Origin of the sequence: Kitasatospora sp. NBC_01539, assembly GCF_045040525.1 — a bacterium.
Taxonomy (GTDB): Bacteria; Actinomycetota; Actinomycetes; order Streptomycetales; family Streptomycetaceae; genus Kitasatospora.
In genome coordinates, this window is record NZ_CP109390.1 from 8,682,091 (window position 1) to 8,697,706 (window position 15,616).

Annotated in this window: 14 protein-coding genes; 7 read left to right on the forward strand and 7 right to left on the reverse strand. The window is 75.3% G+C overall.

Going from position 1 to position 15,616, the window contains the following annotated elements:
• The first annotated feature begins 318 nt into the window (after positions 1 to 318).
• Positions 319 to 2,268 (forward strand): phosphatase PAP2 family protein, encoded by a 1,950-nt coding sequence (locus tag OG335_RS37580; RefSeq protein ID WP_405009383.1) that lies wholly within the window; start codon positions 319 to 321, stop codon positions 2,266 to 2,268.
• Positions 2,269 to 2,340: 72 nt separating this feature from the next.
• Positions 2,341 to 3,258, forward strand: coding sequence for a LysR family transcriptional regulator (locus OG335_RS37585; RefSeq protein ID WP_405009382.1), 918 nt, complete (start codon positions 2,341 to 2,343; stop codon positions 3,256 to 3,258).
• A gap of 7 nt (positions 3,259 to 3,265) precedes the next feature.
• On the opposite strand, the gene OG335_RS37590 is transcribed toward OG335_RS37585, so the two are convergent.
• Together OG335_RS37590 and OG335_RS37595 are read right to left on the reverse strand one after the other, a co-directional pair.
• Positions 3,266 to 3,550: a DUF427 domain-containing protein gene (locus tag OG335_RS37590; RefSeq protein WP_405009381.1), complete on the reverse strand. Its 285-nt coding sequence runs from the start codon at positions 3,548 to 3,550 to the stop codon at positions 3,266 to 3,268.
• A gap of 172 nt (positions 3,551 to 3,722) precedes the next feature.
• Positions 3,723 to 4,361 carry a DedA family protein gene (locus OG335_RS37595; RefSeq protein ID WP_405009380.1) on the reverse strand — a complete coding sequence of 213 codons (639 nt, stop codon included), beginning with the start codon at positions 4,359 to 4,361 and terminating at the stop codon, positions 3,723 to 3,725.
• Between the two features lie 333 nt (positions 4,362 to 4,694).
• On the opposite strand from OG335_RS37595, the gene OG335_RS37600 reads away from it, so the two are divergent.
• Positions 4,695 to 5,624, forward strand: a complete 930-nt coding sequence (locus OG335_RS37600; protein WP_405009379.1) for a Gfo/Idh/MocA family protein — start codon at positions 4,695 to 4,697, stop codon at positions 5,622 to 5,624.
• Between the two features lie 74 nt (positions 5,625 to 5,698).
• Here OG335_RS37600 and OG335_RS37605 read toward each other — a convergent pair whose 3' ends face one another.
• Together OG335_RS37605 and OG335_RS37610 are read right to left on the reverse strand one after the other, a co-directional pair.
• Entirely contained in the window at positions 5,699 to 5,950 is a 252-nt protein-coding gene (locus OG335_RS37605) for a chaplin (protein ID WP_405009378.1), read from the reverse strand.
• 332 nt (positions 5,951 to 6,282) lie between these two features.
• On the reverse strand, positions 6,283 to 7,314 hold the full coding sequence (locus OG335_RS37610; RefSeq protein WP_405009377.1) for a saccharopine dehydrogenase NADP-binding domain-containing protein: 1,032 nt from the start codon (positions 7,312 to 7,314) through the stop codon (positions 6,283 to 6,285).
• Positions 7,315 to 7,416: 102 nt separating this feature from the next.
• On the opposite strand from OG335_RS37610, the gene OG335_RS37615 reads away from it, so the two are divergent.
• Positions 7,417 to 8,376, forward strand: a complete 960-nt coding sequence (locus OG335_RS37615; protein ID WP_405009376.1) for a helix-turn-helix domain-containing protein — start codon at positions 7,417 to 7,419, stop codon at positions 8,374 to 8,376.
• Between the two features lie 360 nt (positions 8,377 to 8,736).
• Positions 8,737 to 9,171 (forward strand): hypothetical protein, encoded by a 435-nt coding sequence (locus OG335_RS37620; RefSeq protein ID WP_405009375.1) that lies wholly within the window; start codon positions 8,737 to 8,739, stop codon positions 9,169 to 9,171.
• An 8-nt stretch (positions 9,172 to 9,179) separates the two neighbouring features.
• On the opposite strand, the gene OG335_RS37625 is transcribed toward OG335_RS37620, so the two are convergent.
• Complete coding sequence (locus OG335_RS37625; RefSeq protein ID WP_405009374.1) at positions 9,180 to 10,520, reverse strand: MFS transporter; 1,341 nt, start codon at positions 10,518 to 10,520, stop codon at positions 9,180 to 9,182.
• A 71-nt stretch (positions 10,521 to 10,591) separates the two neighbouring features.
• On the opposite strand from OG335_RS37625, the gene OG335_RS37630 reads away from it, so the two are divergent.
• Positions 10,592 to 11,593 (forward strand): GlxA family transcriptional regulator, encoded by a 1,002-nt coding sequence (locus tag OG335_RS37630; protein ID WP_405009373.1) that lies wholly within the window; start codon positions 10,592 to 10,594, stop codon positions 11,591 to 11,593.
• A gap of 84 nt (positions 11,594 to 11,677) precedes the next feature.
• Here the strand turns inward: OG335_RS37630 and OG335_RS37635 are convergent, their stop codons facing one another.
• Positions 11,678 to 13,483 (reverse strand): family 2A encapsulin nanocompartment cargo protein cysteine desulfurase, encoded by a 1,806-nt coding sequence (locus OG335_RS37635; RefSeq protein ID WP_405009372.1) that lies wholly within the window; start codon positions 13,481 to 13,483, stop codon positions 11,678 to 11,680.
• Positions 13,458 to 14,396, reverse strand: coding sequence for a family 2A encapsulin nanocompartment shell protein (locus OG335_RS37640; RefSeq protein ID WP_405009371.1), 939 nt, complete (start codon positions 14,394 to 14,396; stop codon positions 13,458 to 13,460). Before OG335_RS37640 ends, OG335_RS37635 begins: the two co-directional genes overlap by 26 nt.
• Before the next feature lie 178 nt (positions 14,397 to 14,574).
• Here OG335_RS37640 and OG335_RS37645 point away from each other — a divergent pair, with 178 nt between their 5' ends.
• Entirely contained in the window at positions 14,575 to 15,477 is a 903-nt protein-coding gene (locus tag OG335_RS37645) for a LysR family transcriptional regulator (protein WP_405009370.1), read from the forward strand.
• The last annotated feature ends 139 nt before the right edge of the window (positions 15,478 to 15,616 follow it).

Sequence of the window (15,616 nt, forward strand, 5' to 3'; positions counted from 1 at the left end):
CCAGGCGCGGACCCACCCTCACCGCGCCCTCCCGCGGGGTACCCCCCGGCCCCGCACCCGCCGCCGGCCCGGCTTCCACCGGGCCGGCGGCGGCGTTCCTCCCCGCGTCGTCACCGAAGCCCCCGCGCCGCGCACCGTGCCGCACACGGCCCCGGCCCCCGTGCCGCACACGGCCCCGGCCCCCGTGCCGCACACGGCCCCCAGCCCCGGCGTCGCGCGGCGCCGTCCACCCGCCCGGCAGCCCACCGGATGCGACCGGGCCGCCGCCGTCCGAGAGTCGGCAGGGACGGCACGGACGGCAGCGGCGGGAGGAGCGAGGTGCGCCCCATCCTTCCGGCATCCGCGTCCCGGAACGGCGCCGCGCTCCCTGCCGCCCTGGTCGGGCTCGGCCTGGCGGCCGTCCTCGCGGTGGCCGCGGCGTTCACGTGGTCGGCGCTGACGCGTGGCGGCGGCACGACGGGCGGGCCCTGGTCCGGCCCGGTGGCCGGTCTCGCGGCGGGCGCGCTGGGCGGGGCCTCCGGCACCGCCGCACGGGCGGTGCTCACCGCGGCCGGCGTCGCCGCCGTGGCGGCGGTCGGGGCCCTGCTCGCGCGGGATCCGCCGCAGGGACTGCCGCTGCCGCGCGTGACGGGGACGCTCGCGGCCGGTGCCGTCCTGGTCGCCACCGGCCTGCGGGAACGTCCCGGCGCCGCGGTGGTCGGCCTGTGCTGCGTGGCGCTGGTGATGGCGGAGTTCCTCGCCCCCGCCCGCCGCCGGCCGCTGCCGGGCGGCGTGGCGCTCGGCCTGGCCGTCGCCCTGCAGCCGGCGCTGGTGCTGTTCGCGGTGCTGCTCGCCGTCGGGCGCGCCCGGCGCCGGGCCCTGCGGGCGGTGGCGCTGGCGCTCGCGCTGGACGCGGCGGCCTGGGCGGCCCGTCCCGCGGAGTCCGCCCGCGGCTGGCGGAGGGCCGCCGACTCCGTGGCCGCCGCAGGTCCGGACAACCGGTCCGTCCCGGGCCTGCTCGCCCAGCTGCACCTGCACGGCGTCCCGCTGCTGCTCCTCTGGGCGATGGCCGGCACGGCCGTCTGCGTCCTGGCGCTGCGGCGGGCGAGCCTCCTCGCCGCGGACCTCCAGCGGCCGCTCGCCCTGGGGGTGGCGGGCTGCGCGGTGGCGTTCGCGGCGCCGCGCGCCGGTGCGGACGGCTCGGCGTGGCTGCTGCTCGCCGCCGTCGGACGGGTCGGGCGGCGGCCGGAGGACCGTGCGCTGTGGCCGGTCGTCGCGGCGACCGTCGCGCTGCTGCCGCCGTCGCTCCTCGACCCGACCGTCGAACCCGTCTCCGGCCTGCTGCTGCGCAACGCCCCGGCGCTGACGGCCGCCGCCGCGGCGGCGGTGCTCCCGTTCCGGCGGACCGGCGACCCGCTCTGGTCGGTGCGGCGGCGGCCGGGGCCGACGCCGGCGCGCCCGTTCGGCCGGTCGTACCTGCCGCTGCTGCCCGGCGGGCTGCGCCCGGTGTCACGGCCGAACCCGCTGCTGGAGCTGCTGTTCGTCCAGGTCGGCTACGGCGTGTACTCGTGGATCCGCAACGCGGCCCCGGACCGCGCGGCGGTGGCCGTCGGCCACGCCCGGCAGGTGCTGCGGGCCGAGGAACTGCTGCACCTGGACGCCGAGCGGCTGCTCAACGGCTGGGCGCTGCGGGAGCCGGCGGTGCTGGACCTCTCGCTGTCCTTCTACAAGTCCTTCCACCTGATCGTGCCGATGGTGGTGCTGGTCTGGCTGTACCTGTGGCGGCCGGCCCGTTACCGGACCTCGCGGACGGTGCTCTTCACCGCCACCGGCCTCGCCCTGGCCGGGTTCTGGGCCTACCCGCTGGCGCCTCCCCGACTGACCCCCGGCCTCGGCCTGCGCGACAGCCCGGTCGGCACCGTCGCGACCGCCCCGCTCGGCGCGCTGACGGAGCTCACCAACCAGTACGCGGCGATGCCGTCGCTGCACATCGCCTGGGCGCTGTGGTGCGCGCTGTGCGTGTACGCCGCGACCCGCCGCCGGGGCCTCGGCGGGCTCGCCTGGCTGTACCCGGCGGCCACCCTCTTCGCCGTCGTCGCCTCGGCCAACCACTGGGTGCTCGACGCCGTCGGCGGCGCGGCGGTCGTGGCCGTCGGCTGCCTCGTGCAGTACGTGCTCACCGGGCGCAGGCTGCTCGACCGGTCTGCGGGCCTGCCGCCCGGCACGGTCCTGCCGCAGCAGCAGGTCGCCGGCGGAGCGGAACGCGGCAGCCCGCCCCGCGGCGCCTGAGCCCGGGCGCCCGGCGGCGTCTGAGCCCGGGCGCGTCCGGCGCGGCCCTCCGGCGCTGGCAGAATTGGCACCGTGATCGACGCACGACGGCTGCGGACCCTGCGGGCGGTGGCCGACCACCGGACCGTGACGGCCGCCGCGGCCGCGCTCTACCTCACGCCCTCCGCGGTGTCGCAGCAGCTCACCGCCCTGGAACAGGAGACCGGCCACGACCTGCTCGCCCGGGACGGCCGCGGCGTGCGCCTCACGGCCGCGGGCGAGATCCTGCTCGCCCACGCGGACGCCGTGCTCGCCCAGCTGGAACGGGCCGAGGCCGACCTCGCCGCGTACAGCGCCGGCATCGCGGGCGAGGTGACGGTCGCCGCGTTCGCGACCGGGATCACGCTGGTGCTGGCCCCGGCGATACGGGAGCTCGCCGTCACCGCCCCCGGCGTCCGGCTGAAGGTGCTGGACGCGGAGGGCGACGCCAGCCTGCCGATGCTCCTCGACGGCCAGGCCGACCTCGCCGTGGCCGTCGAGTACCGGGGGGCGCCGCGCGCCGGCGACGGGCGGCTCACCCGGGTGCCGCTGTACGCCGAGCCGTTCCGGGCGGTGCTGCCGCTCGGGCACCCGCTGGCGGCCGGGGAGGGCCCGATCGCGGTGGCCGACCTCGCCGCGGAGCCGTGGATCGGCCCCTACCCCGGCAACCCGTGCCACGACGTGGTGCTGCTCGCCTGCGAGCACGCCGGGTTCCAGCCGCGGCTGGTGCACTCCTCGGACGACTTCACCGCGGTCGTCGCGCTCGCCTCGGCCGGCGCGGGCGTGGCCCTGGTGCCGCGCTCGGCGCTGCGGGGCGCCGACCTGTCCGCCGTCGCGGTGCGGCCGGTGGACAGCGACCTCGCGACCCGCAAGGTGTTCGCGGCGGTGCGGGCCGGCGCGGAGCGCCACCCGCTGATCGCCCCGGTGCTCGCGGCGCTCACCGCCGTGGCCGAGCGGCCCCCCGGCGGCTGACGGCCGCTCAGTCCGTGATCTCCACGCCGCGCCAGAACGCCACCCGGCCCGCGATGTGCGCGGCCGCCTCGCTGGGCTCCGGGTAGTACCAGGCGGCGTCCGGGTTCTCCGAGCCGGCCACCCGCACCGTGTAGTACGAGGCGGTGCCCTTCCAGGGGCAGAACGTCGTGGTGGGGGAGTGGTCGAGGAGGTCCTCCCGCACCGAGTCGAGCGGGAAGTAGTGGTTGCCCTCGACGACCGTCGTCCGGTCGCTCTCGGCGATGATCTCGCCGTTCCATCGTGCAGTGGCCATGGCGGCCATTCTGCCCGGACACCGGCGGCGGGCGGCGGCACTTCGGCCGTCCTCGGCTTCCGTGTCCGTGTCCGTGTCCGGGGACCGGACAGGCCGCCCGCCGACCCTCGGGCCGGCGCCGGCTGCGCGACGGGCGGCCGCCGGACGGGCCGCCTGCCGCGGCGGCCGGCGGTCACCCGGGAGGGCTGTCCTTGCGGGACCGGAACAGCAGCGGCAGGAGCGACACCACCACGGCCGCCGCCACCAGCAGCCACAGGTAGCGCTCGATCCCCGGGACGGCCGCGCCCAGCCAGTACCCGGCCAGCACCATGCTCTGCGACCACAGCAGGCTGCCGACGATCTGCCAGACGGTGAAGGTGCGCGTGGGCACGTCCAGCATGCCCGCCAGCGGGCCGAGCACCGTCCGGACCACGGGCACGAAACGGCCCAGGACGATCGCCTTGCGGTAGCCGTAGCGGCGCAGCAGCGCCTCGCCCCGGGCCGCCGCCGATTTCAGGCGTCCGCTCCGGGTGCGGGCCAGCGCGGTGCGTCCGCCGTGGCGCCCGATCAGGAAGCCGACCTGCGCACCGGCCACCGACCCCACGGCGGCGCACAGCATCACCTGCCAGAGCTCCAGGTGGGGCCCGGAGCCGTCGCCGGTGGCGCAGAGCACCCCGGCGGGCAGCAGCAGCGTGTCGCCGGGGAGGAAGAAGCCCACCACCAGCAGCCCCGACTCGGCGAAGAGCACGACCAGTACGGCCAGGGCGCCGAAGGCGGCGAGCAGCGAGGACCCGCTCGTCGGGTCGACGGCCAGCAGCAGCGGCCCGCTCATCGGGGCCCGGCCGCGGCCGGGCGCCGGTGCGGGCGCCGGTCTGCCGGAGTACTGGACACGGTTCGAACCGTACGCGCACGGCTCCCCGCCCGGCCACAGCAGGAAGCCCGGGCGGCCTCCGTGCCGCGCGCCCCGGGCGGCCCCCGGGGGAGCCCGGCATCCGGCGGAGCCCGGCGGCCGCGCCCACCGCCGGACGTGGTGACAGCCGACCGGAACGGCCGGATCTTTTCGCGTTCCCGCTGCTCACCGGCGCTTCTGGCATATGCTGCTGGGCGGCCCGGCCCCCGTGGGTCCGCCACAGGGGGGCCACCGCACCCTCAGCAGGAGCGTTCCGTGAGTCAGGACCACGACCTCGACAGCACCGCCCTTCCGGTGGCGGTGATCGGCCTCGGCGACATCGCGCAGAAGGCCTACCTCCCGGTGCTCGCCGCCCAGCCCGGGCTGGACCTGCGCCTGATGACCCGGGACCGCGCCAAGCTCGACCGCATCGGCGACGCCCACCGCATCGCGCACCGCTTCACCGACCTCGGCGAGCTCATCGACAGCGGCGTGCGAGCCGCCTTCGTGCACGCCTCGACGGACCAGCACGTGCCGATCGTCGAGCGGCTGCTGACGGCCGGCGTCGACGTGTACGTCGACAAGCCGCTCGACCACACCCTGGAGGGCTCCCGGCACCTCGTCGAGCTGGCCGAGCGGGAGGAGCGCTCGCTCATGGTGGGCTTCAACCGCCGGCACGCCCCCGGCTACCTGCTCGCCCTGGAGCGCCCGCGCGACCTGATCGTCCTTCAGAAGCACCGGGAGGGGCTGCCGGAGGCCGCCCGGACCGTCGTGTACGACGACTTCATCCACGTCGTCGACACCCTGCGCTTCCTCGTGCCCGGGGAGGTCGAGCACGTCGACGTCCGTTCGCGCAGCCGCAACGGCCTGCTGGAGCACGTGGTGCTCACCCTCGCGGGCGCCGGCTTCACCGCGCTCGGCGTCATGAACCGCATGAGCGGCTCCACGGAGGAGGTGCTGGAGATCTCCGGCGGCGACTCCAAGCGTGAGGTGCACAACCTCGCCGAGGTCGTCGACCACCGCGGCCAGCCCACCGTCCGCCGCCGCGGCGACTGGGTGTCGGTCTCGCGCCAGCGCGGCATCGAGCAGGTCGTGCTCGCCTTCCTGGAGTCCGTCCGGGCCGGCAAGGTGCTCTCCGCGCGGGACGCCCTGGCCACCCACGAACTGTGCGAGCTCGTCGTCCGCGCGGTGGAGGAGCAGGCCTGACGGGTCCTCGCGTACCGGCGCCCCCGGCACAGCCCTCGTTCGGGCCGTGCGGGGGGCGCCGGGGCGCAGCGGGCTCAGCTGTTGGTGCAGACGTTCCCGGCGGTCGGGTTCAGCAGGCCGATCAGGTTGATGCTGTTCCCGCAGAGGTTGATCGGGATGTGGATCGGGACCTGGATGACGTTGCCGGAGAGGATGCCGGGCGAACCGGTGGCGGTGCCGGTGGCCGTGGCGTCGGCGTTCGCGACGCCGGCCGTGCCGAGCACGAGTACACCGGCCACGCCGGTCAGCGCGAGAGCCCTGCGGATGTCCTTCACGGTCTTCTCCAATTCGGGAGGGGACGTGCCTGAGATGGATCCTGGACGCCGGGCCGGAGTCGTGCCGGCCGGGCGGCGCCCGCGACCAAGTCTTGGCACGGGGAGGCGCAGCGGTCCTCCGGGCACGCGCGAGGTTCGGCCGGGCGGGTGGGAATCTCCGGATCCGCTGCGCCATCGGCGGTACCGCAGGCCACCATGACGATTACGGACAGTGAGCGGCGTGCGGCTTCGGCCACGGACGAGCCCGTCGCGGCAGGGTGCTTCGCCGTCGGAGCGGTCGCCGGGAGCGGGCCGGACGTCGCGCCGGGCCCCCGCCCCGGGTCCGCCGCCCGTCTCCCCGGCCGCTACCCGGGGAGGTCGACGGAGAGGTGCGCGGAGAGCGCGCGGAGGAAGTCGGCCGCGTCGAAGGCCGCCCCGGCGGAGACGACGCCGACCGCCCTGGTCCGCCCGGAGAGGATGCGCTCGACCGCCTCCACCGCGAGCGGCGCGGTGACGGCGTAGATGTCGCGGCCCCGGGCCGTCGCACGCCGCTCGGTGCCGCCGGAGCGCACGACGACGTCGACGAGGAAGGTCTGCGCGGACCGCCCGCGCCCGTCGACCGCGGTCGGCGCCGGAGTGTCCGGGCGCGACAGGTCGCCCGCGGCCTCGACCGTCATGTAGGTGCGCACCTCGGGGACGGACAGGTGGCTGGGCACGGTGACGACGTCGGCCATCGTGAACTCGCCGATGACGGCCCGGGTGCCCAGCGGCTCGGGGAAGTCCCAGTCGAGGGTGGGCGGGGCGTCATCGCGGTACTCCAGCCGCCCCTCCGAGAAGCGGATGCGCCGGCCGTTCCGCCGCTCCCGGGAGACCGCACCCGCCACCCGGGTGCCCTCGGTGGGGTGCCAGCCGTTCAGCCCGTACGCGATGTGCGCCTCGTCGGCCGTCGTCCGGTCGCCCATCGCCGCGGTGGCCAGCAGGTCGCCGAGACCGCCGTAGAACGCCATCGCGGGGACGACGACCGTCCCCGCGGCGCGGGCGCGCTCCGCGAAGTGCGTGAAGGTGTCGAGGTTGGCCTCGATCTCGGCCGCCACGTCGACGTACGGGATCCCGGCGCGCAGGGCCGCCTCGATCACGGGGGCGGCGGTGGTGGCGAACGGCCCGGCGCAGTTGATCACGGCCGCCGTGCCGGCCAGGGCGAGGTCGAGCGAGGCCGGGTCGTCGACCGAGGCCGTCCTGGTCTCCAGCCCGGCGGTGGCCGCCGCCAGCGCCTTCAGCTTCACGGCGTCGCGCCCGGACGCGACCGGGACGAACCCGCGCTCCCGCAGCTGCGCCACCACGAACCGCCCGGTGTGCCCGTACGCGCCGAACACCGCTACCTTCTGCGCCGATCCCATGGGGTCCCCCTCCGTGCCCGAATGTTCAACCGTGAACATTCTGGCGGGGGAGGGTGCCCGGTCGTGAGTGTCCGGAACGCCACGCTGCGTACAATTCCGGACATGGGTACTGTCGCACTGGCCGTCACCGACGGGATGCTGCACTTCGAACTCGCCGTGGCGTACGAGGTCTTCGGCCCCGCGCCGGCCGCCGTCACGGTCCCCTGGTACGACCTGGCCGTCTGCGGGCCGGACGCCGTGCGGGTCGGGCGGTTCCGGCTGGAGCCCGACGCCGGGCTCGACCGGCTCCGGCACGCCGACACCGTGATCGTCCCCGCCTGGGCCGACGTCGACGTGCCGCCGCCCGCCGACCTGGTCGAGGCGGTCCGCGCGGCCCACACGGCGGGCGCGCGCGTCGCCTCCCTCTGCACCGGCGCCTTCGTCCTGGCCGCTGCGGGCCTGCTCGACGGGCGCCGCGCGACCACCCACTGGGCGCACACCGCGGAGCTGGCCGCCCGTCACCCCCGCGTGGAGGTCGACCCGGACGTCCTCTACGTCGACAACGGCACCGTGCTCACCTCCGCCGGCAAGGCCGCCGCACTGGACCTCTGCCTGCACCTCGTCCGCCTCGACCACGGCTCGTCCGTCGCCAACGCCGTCGCCCGCCGCCTCGTCGTGCCGCCGCTCCGGGCCGGCGGCCAGGCGCAGTTCGTCACCACCCCGGTGCCCGCCCAGGACGACCACCCGCTCGCCGCCCTCCTCCCCTGGGTGCTCGAACGCCTCGACCGCCCGCTGACCGTGGACGACCTGGCACGCCGGGCCGGGACGAGCTCCCGCACCCTCGGCCGCCACTTCCGGGCCGCCACCGGCACCACCCCGCTGCAGTGGCTCCTCACCCAGCGGATCCGCCGCGCCCAGGAGTTGCTGGAGAACACCGACGACAGCGTCGAGACCGTCGCCGCCGCCACCGGCATGGGCACCGCCACCACCCTGCGCCGACACTTCAACCGGACCGTCGGCGTCCCCCCGGACACCTACCGCCGCACCTTCCGCGCACGATCCCGCCCCGCCCCGATGGCGTGAGGCCCGCGCGTCCGCCGTCCGCCGTCCGCCGTCCGCCGTCCGCCGTCCGCCGTCCGCCGTCCGCCGTCCGCCGTCGGCGGTCGGCGGTCGGGCGCGGTGAAGGGCACGCCGGTCGGTAGCGGCGGGCTTGTGCCGCGGTGGTGACGGCGTGTCCGGCGAGGGCCGAGACCGAGGCCGCAGCCTGGACCCCGTGCTGTCGGCGTGGTCGAATGGGCCGATCGGCGAGGGGGGAGTTGAGTGCGACGCAGAGGGTTCCTGCTGCCGGGTGCCGCAGTTGCGGTGTCACTGGTGGTTGGCGGGGTGTGGCTGAAGCGGGAGTCCGACGGGCTCGACGCGGCGGAGGCGGACAAGCCTCCAGAGGTGTCCACGGACCTCACGTGGGTGGGGCGGGCGCTCGTGCTGCTCGGGCCGGTCGTCTCCACCCACTGGCTGCGGACCTCATCCGCCGTGCCGGGGGACCGGCTTCCGATCGGGCCGACGGACTACTTCTACGACATCGTGGCGCACCTGGCTTCGGGACAGGTGGCGCGCCTGCTCGGCGAGCGGCCGATGACCCCGGAGCTGTCACCGCCGTTGCAGGGAGCCACGCCCGGACCGGGGTACGCCGGCTGGCAGGTCCCCGCGCCGCTCGCGCCGTTCCTGCCCCCCAGCGCGTCCTGGGTGCGGGACGGCGAGCTGGACACGTCGCTCGTCAGGGCGGACAGTGCGCAACTGCACTTCGACCGGGCGACCGACACGGTGTATGTCTCCGCGGCTAACCTCGGTGACCCCTCACCGGGTTCCGCGCGGCCCTGAGCGTCGGCTCATCCGCCGTCCGGGCCGTCCGGCGTCCCCGGCTCGTGGCCGCCCGTGGGGGCGGCGCGGCGCAGCGTGCGGATCGCCGGGGTCGCGAACAGGGCCACGCAGCCCGCCAGGCAGGCGCCTGCCGACACGAGCAGCAGCCGCTGCGGGGAGGCCAGCGCGGTGGCCGGCCCCGCCAGGATCTGGCCGAGCGCGATCCCGGACACCGAGCCGGCCAGCTCGTACGCGGTGACCCGGTTGAGGACCGCGGGCGGGGTGTGGGTCTGCACGCTGGTCGCCCACATCACCGACCAGAACGCCCAGGCGGCGCCGCCGAGGACGTGGCCCGCGAGCAGGACCGGCAGGCCGGTGTCCAGCGCTACGCAGAGCGGCAGCACGGTGTACAGCGCCATCGCCACCGCGCCGGCGGCCAGTGGCCGGGCGGGGCGCAGCCGGAGCGCCAGCAGACCGCCGAGCACCGTGCCGACGCCGAGGAAGGAGACCGCCAGGCCGTAGGCGTTCGGGCCGAGCCGTTCGCCGACCAGCGCCGAGGCGAGGGGCACGAGCGGGCCGAAGAGCAGGACGCCGTAGCCCACCCAGATCAGGATCACCGCCCACATCCAGGTGCGTGCGCGGAACTCGTGCCAGCCCTGGCGCAGATCGCGTCGGAGCGAGCCGCCCCGGCGGGCGGAGGAGGCGGCGTCGGCCGGGGTGAGCCGGATGAGAGCCAGGCACAGGGCGCTGAGCAGGAAGGTGCCGGCGTCGATCGCGTACACCGTCCCGGCGCCGGTCACGGCGATCAGCAGTCCCGCCAGGGCCGGGCCGAGCAGCTGGGCGAGCGCGTCGGCCACCTTGAGCGTGGCGTTGGCCCGCTGCGGATCGCGGGCGATCAGCGGGACCATCCCGTTGACGCCCGGCTGGAACATCGCGGTGGCCGCCCCGGCCAGGGCCGCCATGGTCACCAGCAGCCAGAGCGGCGGCGTCCCGGCGAAGAACGCGGCGGCCAGCGCGCCCTGGGTGAGCACCCGGGCGAGGTCCGCGCCGACCATCATCCGGCGCGCGCCGATGCGGTCGGCGAGCACCCCGCCGAACAGGACCAGGGCGACGACCGTCCCGGTCCAGGTGCCGAGGACGATGCCGACGCCGGAGATCCCGTACAGCGCGCCGACGGCGAGTGCGGCGGCCACCGGCATCATGGCGTCGCCGACCAGCGAGACCGTGCGGGCGGTGAAGTAGAGCGTGAAGCGGCGGTCCCACAGCGGGGGTCCGGCCGGGGGCCGGGGGGCCGGCGGATCGGTCGGGGTCGTCGGGGTGTGCTGTCGGGTCTGCTGCCGGAGCCGTGTCCGGGTCTGGTCGGTGGTCACAGCACCGATACTGGTCTGGACCAATCGGGTGCCCCAGTGTCCGGAACGACATGATGGGGTACTTTCGCGCCATGACGCTTCGTCCGCCGCCGAGGTCCCCTGCGCTGCACCGGGTCGTGGCCCTGCTGCAGCCCCCGCAGTCGACGTTCCTGCTGGCCTGCGCGACCGAGGTGTTCGGCGACCACGGTCCGGCGGTCCCCGACCGCTACACGTTCGAGGTCTGCACCGAGCACCCCGGTCCGGTGCGCACCCGGGTCGGTTACGACCTGCTGGTCACCGCGGGCCTGGACGCGCTGGAGCGCGCGGACACCGTGCTGGTGCCCGGCTGGCAGCAGCCGGCCGGAGCCGAGGTGCCGCCCGCGGTGGCCGAGGCGGTCCGCGGAGCGCACCGGCGCGGCGCGCGGATCGTCGGCATCTGCTCGGGCGCCTTCGTGCTCGCCGCCGCCGGACTGCTGGACGGCCGGCGGGCCGCCACCCACTGGGCCCGGGCCGCCGAGCTGGCCGCCCGGTACCCAAGGGTCCGGGTCGACCCCGCAGTGCTGTACGTGGACCACGGCGACGTCGCCACCAGCGCCGGATCCGCGGCCGGCGTGGACCTCTGCCTGCACCTGGTGCGCACCGACCAGGGCGCCGCGCACGCGCTGCGGATCGCCCGGCAGATGGTGATGCCGCCGCACCGGGAGGGCTGCCAGCTGCAGTACGCCGAACTGCCCACCTCCGGCCCGGTCGCCGACTCGCTGGCCCCGCTGCTGGAGTGGCTGGCCGGGCGGCTGGACCAGCCGGTCAGCGTCGCCGAGATGGCCGTCCACTCCCAGGTCTCGGCCCGCACGCTGACCAGACGCTTCACCGAGCAACTGGGCATCAGCCCCGGACGCTGGCTGCTGGACCGGCGGTTGGCCGCCACCCGGGCGCTGCTGGAGGAGACCGACCTGCCCGTGGAGACCATCGCGCGCCGGGTCGGCCTCTCCTCGGCCGTCAACCTGCGCCGGCGCTTCCACGAGGCCCTGCGCACCACACCCGCCGCCTACCGGCGCGCCTTCCGCGCGGGCGAGGCGGGGGTGAGGCGGGGGTGAGGTGGAGGTGAGGCCGGGTGAGCCGGGGCGGGATGTGACGACGGCCCGGACCGTGGTGCGGTCCGGGCCGTCGAGGGGCACGGGTCAGCGGCGCCGGTCGCGGCGCTCCGCGAGCCGGTGGACCACGGAGACCAGCGTGTCCACCTCCTCGTGCGTGTTGTAGAAGGCGAACGACGGCCGGACGGTGGCCTCCAGGCCGTAGCGGCGCAGGATCGGCTGCGCGCAGTGGTGGCCCGAACGCACCGCGATTCCCTCCTTGTTGAGCGCCGTGCCGACCTCGGTCGGCTCGTAGCCGTCCAGGACGAACGAGGCGATGCTCGCCTTGTGCCGGGCCGTGCCGACCAGCCGGAGCCCGGGCACGCCGCGCAGTCCTTCGGTGGCGTGTTCGAGCAGGGTGTGCTCGTAGGCGGCGATGTTCGGCAGGCCGATGCGCCCGACGTAGTCGATGGCCGCGGCCAGCCCCACCGCGTCGGCGATGTTGCCGGTGCCGGCCTCGAAACGACCCGGCGGCGGCTGGTAGGCGGACCGCTCGAAGGTGACGTCGGTGATCATGTTGCCGCCGCCCTCCCACGGAGGCATGTCCTCAAGGACCTCCCGCTTGGCGTAGAGCACCCCGATCCCCGTCGGCCCGAACAGCTTGTGCCCGGAGAAGACCAGGAAGTCCGCGTCCAGCGCCGTGACGTCGATCGGCAGGTGCGGAACCGACTGCGCCGCGTCGACCAGGACGCGTGCCCCGGCCCGGTGCCCGATCTCGATGACCTGCTCGACCGGCACGACGGTGCCGAGCGCGTTGGACATCTGGGTGACCGCGACGAGCCTGGTGCGGTCGGACAGCAGCGCGGCGTACTCGTCGAGCAGCAGCTGCCCGTCGTCGTCGACCGGGATCACCTTGATCACCGCACCGGTCTGCTCCGCCAGCATCTGCCAGGGCACGATGTTGGCGTGGTGCTCCAGGTGGGAGATGACGATCTCGTCCCCCGCCCGGATGTGCCGGGGCCCCCACGCCTTCGCCACCAGGTTGATCGCCTCGGTGGTGCCCCGGACGAACACGATCTCCTCGGCGGAACCCGCTCCGACGAACCGGGCGACGGTGTTCCTCGCGCCCTCGTAGGCGTCCGTCGCCCGGGCGGCCAACTCGTGGGCCGCCCGGTGGATGTTGGAGTTCTCCCGCGAGTAGAACTCGACCAGCCGGTCGATCACCGCGCGCGGCTTCTGCGTGGTCGCGGCGTTGTCCAGCCAGATCAGCGGGCGGCCGTTGACCAGTTCGGACAGGATCGGGAAGTCCCGGCGGACCGCCCGTACGTCGAAGGCCGGGTGCCGGTCGAACGGCAGCCCCACCGGTGCGGCGGCCGTGCCGGTGGCCTCGGGCTCCCGGACGAAGTAGTACGGCGAGGCCGTGGCCACCGGCGCCGCGGGCTCGACGAGGGGCGGCAGCCCCAGGTGCCCGAAGCCGGGAAGCGCCGGCGCCTTCGCGGGGTAGCCGGGTGCCTCGGTCAGGAAGTAGTACGGCCCGGTGGCCGAGGGCTGGGCCGGGGCCGGTGCGGGCAGCGCCGCGACCGGCGGCGGCGCGGGTGTCACCGGCAGCGCGGGCAGCTCCGGAGTGGGTCCGGCGGCACCGGGCGCACTCGCCGCGTAGGTGGCCGGGGCGCTGGTCGGTGGCGGCCCCGCCGGTCGGCTCATCCCGGCGGTCGGCGCCGGGGGCGGCGGGTCCGCGGCCGGGAGGCCGGTCGGCGTCGGCCACCCCGACCGGCCGTCGGGGGCCGGCGGCCCGGGTTCCGGGGACTGCCCGGGGAGTGCCCGGAAGAACTCCCCGGCCAGTCGGCTCAGTGTCGCCTCGTCCGGCAGCCACGCCGGGGCGGCTTCGTCACCGGTAAACGGGGGCGTAGTCATGGAACTTGTCCACCTCGACGTCGTCGAGCACCGCGAGCGCGTCCTCGGTCAGCACCGCGAGCGAGCAGTACAGGGAGATCAGGTAGGAGGCGATGGCACTCCGGTCGATCTGCATGAAGCGCACCGACAGGCCCATCCCCTGCTCGCCCGAGAGTCCGGGCTGGAACAGGCCGACCACGCCCTGGCGCGACTCACCGGTGCGCAGCAGCAGGAACTTCGTCCTGCCGTTCTCCAGCGGGACCTTGTCCGACGGGATGATCGGCAGGCCGCGCCAGGTCAGGAACTGCGAGCCGAACATGCTGACCGTCGCCGGCGGCACACCGCGCCGGGTGCATTCCCGGCCGAACGCGGCGACCCCCTCCGGGTGGGTGAGGAAGAAGGCCGGCTGCTTCCACACCTTCGTGATGAGGGCGTCCAGGTCGTCCGGCGTCGGCGGTCCCGTCAGCGTGGAGATCCGCTGCGTGTCGGCGACGCTGCTCAGCATCCCGTACTCCGGGCTGTTGATCAGCTCGCCCTCCTGGTGCTCCTTCACCGCCTCGATGGTCAGGCGCAGTTGCTGGGCGGTCTGGTCGTGCGGGCTCGAGTAGAGGTCGGCTATCCGGGTGTGGATGTCCAGGACGGTCTGGACGGCCTTGAGCCGGTACTCCCGGGGCTCCCGTGCGTAGTCGACGAAGGTGTCGGGCAGCGGCGACTCGTCGAAGTTGTCACATTCGATGCGCACCGACTCGGGGTGGACGACCTTGTTCACGCGGTAGATACCGGCTTCGACCGGCACCCAGGACATGAGGTGCACCAGCCAGCGGGGCGTGATGGAGGCCATCTGCGGAACGCTCTTGGTGGCGTTCGCCAGGGTCCGTGCCGCGGTGTCGCTCACCGACACCGGTCGCGACGGCGGATTCGCAGCCGTGGTCATGCAGCATCTCCTTTCCGTGCCCGAGGGGCGGGCACGCTGAGGGGGGGCGAGATCGTCGACGGCGGGGTCCGCGGTCGGGATCTCTCGCATCTGCGTCTCAACTCACCCTTCCAGCAGGCCCGGTGGCGGTCCAATGCGCTTTTTCGAGGCTTTCATCGACGCAGGCTATGATTTACACATGATCGACTTGAGTCGGCTCCGTGTGCTGGTGGCCGTCGCCCGTGAAGGTTCGATCACCGCGGCCGCCGAGGCCCTGCACTACGCCCAGCCGTCGGTGAGTCATCAACTCGCCAAACTCGAGGCCGAAGCGGGTGTGCCGCTGCTGCAGCGGATGGGTCGCGGCATCCGGCTCACCGAGGCCGGCCGGCTGCTGGTGGACCGCGCCGAGGCGATCCTCGCCCAGGTCGAATCGGTGCACGCCGAACTGGACGAGCTCGCCGGGCTGCGCGCCGGCCGGGTCCGCCTGGCCGCCTTCCCCTCGGCGCTGGCCACCCTGGTGCCACTCGCGGCTGCCCGCATCTCCGCCCAACACCCCGGCATCCAGCTGACGTTCGTCGAAGCCGAACCACCGGACGCGCTCAGCGCCCTGCGCAACAACGACGTCGACGTGGCGCTGATCTTCGAGCACGGCGATCAACCCCAGCGCGACCGGCGCGACACCACCATGACACCGCTGCTCGACGAACCGCTGTACATGGTCACCCCGGCCGACCGCTCCTGGGACGGACCCCGGGAGGAGCTGGCCACCTACGCCGAGACCCGCTGGATCGCCGGGTGCGAGCGCTGCCGCGAGAACCTCGTCGCGGCCTGCGGCCGGGCCGGGTTCTCGCCGGTCGTCGAGTTCGAGACGGACGACTACGTCGCCGTCCAGGCGCTCGTCGCGGCCGGGCTGGGCGTCAGCCTGCTGCCCGGGCTCACCCTCCTCGCCAACCGGCACCCCGGGGTCAGGCTCGAACGGATGCCCGGCATGCGCCGACGGGTCGTCGCCGCCGTGTACGGCAAGCCGCCCGCCTCCCAGCCCGCCCAGGTGCTCCTCGACGCGCTCGACGCGACCATCTGCGCACCGGAGTGGCCCTCCTGACCCCGGATCCGCACCGCCTCACCGGGAGGGTGCGGGTGACGGTCCGTGAAACGGCCGGAGCGGAACCGGCCCCGACCACGCCCGCGCCGGGTCGGGGCCGGTTCCGTCACCGGCTGTACAGGCCCGGCGATGCCGGTCC